The sequence below is a fragment of the Oleiphilus sp. HI0061 genome, from assembly GCF_001635675.1.
Genome location: NZ_LWFE01000246.1, coordinates 1 through 1901 on the forward strand (window position 1 = coordinate 1; position 1901 = coordinate 1901).

The 1901-nt window shown below is 42.7% G+C and carries 3 protein-coding genes; all 3 read right to left on the minus strand.

The features are described 5' to 3' along the window. Nucleotides 1–539, minus strand: a 539-nt coding sequence (locus A3735_RS03040; RefSeq protein ID WP_156499362.1) for a phosphate regulon sensor protein PhoR, incomplete at its 3' end; no start/stop codon positions are given. Nucleotides 540–715: 176 nt separating this feature from the next. Next, the gene (gene phoB, locus A3735_RS03045) at nt 716–1411 is read right to left on the minus strand and encodes a phosphate regulon transcriptional regulator PhoB (protein ID WP_068637573.1); all 696 of its coding nucleotides are present in this window, start codon (nt 1409–1411) and stop codon (nt 716–718) included. A gap of 119 nt (nt 1412–1530) precedes the next feature. Beyond that, on the minus strand, nt 1531–1901 hold a 371-nt coding region (locus A3735_RS03050), incomplete at its 5' end, for a UbiA family prenyltransferase (protein ID WP_197485628.1).

The following is a 1901-nucleotide window of genomic DNA, read 5'->3' on the forward strand; positions in this document are numbered from 1 at the left end:
ATATGTACTTGCAAAGTTGCACTTTTATTTAAAGGTGAACGTAGCTCTAAAGGTTCGTCGTAATTCTTGCTTTCAAAATATCGCTTAAAGGAAGGGTCTCTAAGCAAATTTGTTATCAGCTGACCTCTATCTGACTCTCGTTTAAAGCCAAGTACTGTACTTGCAGAGTCATTCCACCAGTCCATCGCACCTTCAGAGTTAGTCATGACGACAGCCTCTTTTAGTGCATTGGTAGATAATTGGACACGAGCAATCATTGACCGCAAGTTTTCTTGAGTAATGCGATTTTGATATTGAATTTGATATAGACCGTCAAACAGATCGCCCCATAAACCATGGCTTTCGGGAATTGCTTGGTCTTCTTGTACACTGTAAAGCCAACGATGCAGCTTAACAGCCTGGCTGATTGTCCAGGCTAAGTAGGCAAAGCAGCCAATCGCGAGAACCCACGCTAATTCCCCAATCAGCAGGCCAAGTACCAGCAAGCCAATCACAGCCCAAAAAAGGGAGTATAAGTGACCGATGATTCGTTTGTGCATAACCTTATGCTCCAGCACAGGAAGACAGATTCATTCTCTGATTCAATAGTTTGCCATTAAAACGCAAACGGTACAGAGAGTGTGCACCCTTCGTCAATGATCGAAGTCATGTGCATGAAAAATCGAGCTCCTTGCCACCTTTCTTATTTTATAACAAAGTTACCAATGCTCAAGCGCTATGCAGCACCTTGAGCAGAAAAACGATAGCCAGTACCTCGAACAGTTTGAACCAGGTATTCATGCCTTTCACCTAATGCCTTGCGAAGGCGCCGAATATGAACATCAACGGTTCGATCTTCAACATAGACATTGCCACCCCAAACTTGATCAAGTAGCTGGGAACGGCTATAAACGCGGTCTTGATGCGTCATAAAGAACTGCAGTAGCTTAAACTCAGTTGGCCCCATGCTCAGCAAATTATTGTGAGCGGTAACGCGATGACAAACTGGGTCAAGTACCAATCCATCTATTTCGATTTCACTTTCGACACCCGCAGGCGTCGCACGACGAAGTACAGCTTTAAGACGAGCAACCAATTCACGAGGAGAAAAAGGCTTAGTAATATAGTCGTCGGCACCGACTTCCAAACCCTGTACTTTATTATCCTCTTNGGTTTTAGCTGTCAGCATAATAATAGGGATATCACTGGTCGCTTCATTGCGTTTCAAGCGTCTTGCCAATTCAATTCCGCTAGTGCCTGGCAACATCCAATCAAGTAAAATCATATCGGGACGTTGATCCACAATAGCAATAAATGCATCCTGCGCATTTGAAGCTTCGATACAATTGTAATCAGCCATTTCTAAAGCAACAGCAATCATTTCTCTGATTGATGCTTCATCATCAACAATTAATACGGTTTTTTCTGACATAGTACTTACTCCAAAAATCAAACTGTATTAAAACGGCAAGCTGTTACAGTTTTATGACACTACACTGTAAGCCTATGCTGAGAACCTAATGAGCGCTCCTTTTTGCGAAGTTTTACAATTCACCTGACATAAAAGTCTAGAAACAGTCCCAGGAATAAAACCATACCCACCCAGTTATTGTTCAAAAACGCCTTAAAGCACTCATCTCTGTCACGATGGCGAATCAAGTGCTGCTGATATACAAATAGTACCGACGCAACGACAATACTCAGAAAGTAAAACTGCCCCATTTCAAGCTGTTCACCTAACAAGCTCAGCGTCAATATCACCAAAACCTGCAAAAATGCGATAATCGCCCGATCAGCCGAACCAAATAAGATGGCCGTGGATTTAACGCCGATTTTGATATCATCATCCCTATCGACCATGGCATACATCGTATCATAAGCAACGGTCCACAAGACTGTTGCCATATAGATCAACCAGATAT